The 1,511-nt window shown below is 73.7% G+C and carries 2 protein-coding genes and 2 pseudogenes; 3 read left to right on the top strand and 1 reads right to left on the bottom strand.

The features are described from left to right. Positions 1-189: pseudogene (locus MKL11_RS10050) on the top strand (sugar transferase); the annotation flags it as partial. A gap of 118 nt (positions 190-307) precedes the next feature. Here MKL11_RS10050 and MKL11_RS10045 read toward each other — a convergent pair. After that, complete coding sequence (locus MKL11_RS10045) at positions 308-511, bottom strand: sugar transferase (RefSeq protein ID WP_409565838.1); 204 nt, start codon at positions 509-511, stop codon at positions 308-310. 4 nt (positions 512-515) lie between these two features. Here MKL11_RS10045 and MKL11_RS10040 point away from each other — a divergent pair. Together MKL11_RS10040 and MKL11_RS10035 are read left to right on the top strand one after the other, a co-directional pair. Further along, positions 516-848: pseudogene (locus MKL11_RS10040) on the top strand (sugar transferase); the annotation flags it as partial. A 161-nt stretch (positions 849-1,009) separates the two neighbouring features. Continuing rightward, entirely contained in the window at positions 1,010-1,240 is a 231-nt protein-coding gene (locus MKL11_RS10035) for a hypothetical protein (RefSeq protein ID WP_243942753.1), read from the top strand. The last annotated feature ends 271 nt before the right edge of the window (positions 1,241-1,511 follow it).

Genomic DNA, 1,511 nt, shown 5'->3' with positions numbered 1-1,511 from the left:
GAGCTGCCGCAGCTGTGGAACGTGCTGCGCGGCGAGATGAGCCTGGTCGGGCCGCGCCCGATCGTGCAGGCCGAGGTCGCCCGCTACGGCCGGGCGTTCGCGACCTGCTTCGCGGTGCCGCCGGGGGTGACCGGGCGTGGGCAGGTCTCGGGCCGCTCGGACACGAGTTACGCCGATCGCGGGGCCCTACGATGTCCGGTTTCAGCCTTCGCGTCGCGCTGTATGCAGTCGGCTTTGTGGAATTCTGGCGCCTGTGCCTCGTGGCGCCCCGGGAGAACGACGATCGGGCCTGACGACGGCCGCGCCGTCAGCGGCTGCCGCGCCGGAGCAGGCTCCAGCAGCTGGCATAGTCCAGGTCCAGCGCCACCCGCTCGGCATAGGTGGTGTCGGAGCGCCCCGAGACCTGCCACAGGCCGGTCAGCCCCGGCGGGACCGAGCAGCAGGCCGCGAACGCCGTCCCGTAGCGGGCGACCTCGCCCTGCACGATCGGGCCCGGCCCGACCAGGCTCATCCCCCCGCGCACCACCGCCTTAGGACGGGTGCTCGGCACGACCGCGCCCAACGGGCTGCCGCAGATGTGGAACGTGATGCGCGGCGAGATGCGCCTGGTCGGGCCGCGCCCGATCGTGCAGGCCGAGGTCGCCCGCTACGGCCGGGCGTTCGCGACCTGCTTCGCGGTGCCGCCGGGGGTGACCGGGCTGTGGCAGGTCTCGGGCCGCTCGGACACGAGTTACGCCGAGCGCGTGGCGCTGGACCTGGACTACGCCAGCCGCTGGAGCCTGCGCCGGGACATCACGATCATGCTGCGCACGGTGCCGGCGGTGCTGGCCCAGCGCGGCAGCAAGTAGCGCCGCGGGCCGGGAGCCGCGCGCCTGGAAGACCGGCGCGCCCGGAAGATCGTCGCGCGCGGACGCGCGGCGGACCGGCTGGGCGGTGCCGGGATCGGGCGGGCGCCCGGGCCGGCGGGGTGCGGGGACGGGATCGCCGCGGGATCGCCAACGAGATCGCCATGAAGGGTCTGCTGCTGAACGCGCTGCTCGGGCTGGGGCTGGGGCGGTTCGGCTCGGTCTGGGGCCTGCCGGTGTTCCTGCCGGTGGTGGCGACGGAACTGGCCTACGGGTTCCACGTGCATCACCTGAGCCTCGGCGGCGGGCTGCGGCGCGGTGTGGCGCTGCTGATCTGCGGCCAGCTCGGCTTCCTGCTCGGCGCGCTGCTGCGACCTCTTCCGGGCGAGGGGTGACGCGGGGCGCGCGCTCCCTGACGGATCCTGCTGGTGAACGAATTGCTAACCGATACGGCCGCGCCAGGGTTTGCGGCGCGAGGAGGTTCAGTCTTGGACGAGAACGATCCGCACTGGGACGCCGACCCGCTCTGGTACGACCGAGCGGAGCCGGAGGCGGCGCCTAGCCTCGTGCTGGAGGGTCTGGCGTATCTGGTCCTGCTGCTGCTCGCCGGGATGGCGTGCGGGGTACGGGTGTATCGGCTGCCCGACCGGCTGTGGTGCCAGGCCG

Origin of the sequence: Methylobacterium sp. J-077, assembly GCF_022829365.1 — a bacterium.
Classification (GTDB): Bacteria; Pseudomonadota; Alphaproteobacteria; order Rhizobiales; family Beijerinckiaceae; genus Methylobacterium.
Note: the sequence above shows the minus strand (reverse complement) of the source record. Positions and strands in the feature narration are given on the sequence as shown.

Excerpts from the sequence above, each read along its gene's own strand:
- MKL11_RS10045 (WP_409565838.1), bottom strand. The coding sequence starts at position 511 with ATGAGCCTGGTCGGGCCGGGCCCGATCGTGCAGGGCGAGGTCGCCCGC.
- MKL11_RS10035 (WP_243942753.1), top strand. The coding sequence starts at position 1,010 with ATGAAGGGTCTGCTGCTGAACGCGCTGCTCGGGCTGGGGCTGGGGCGG.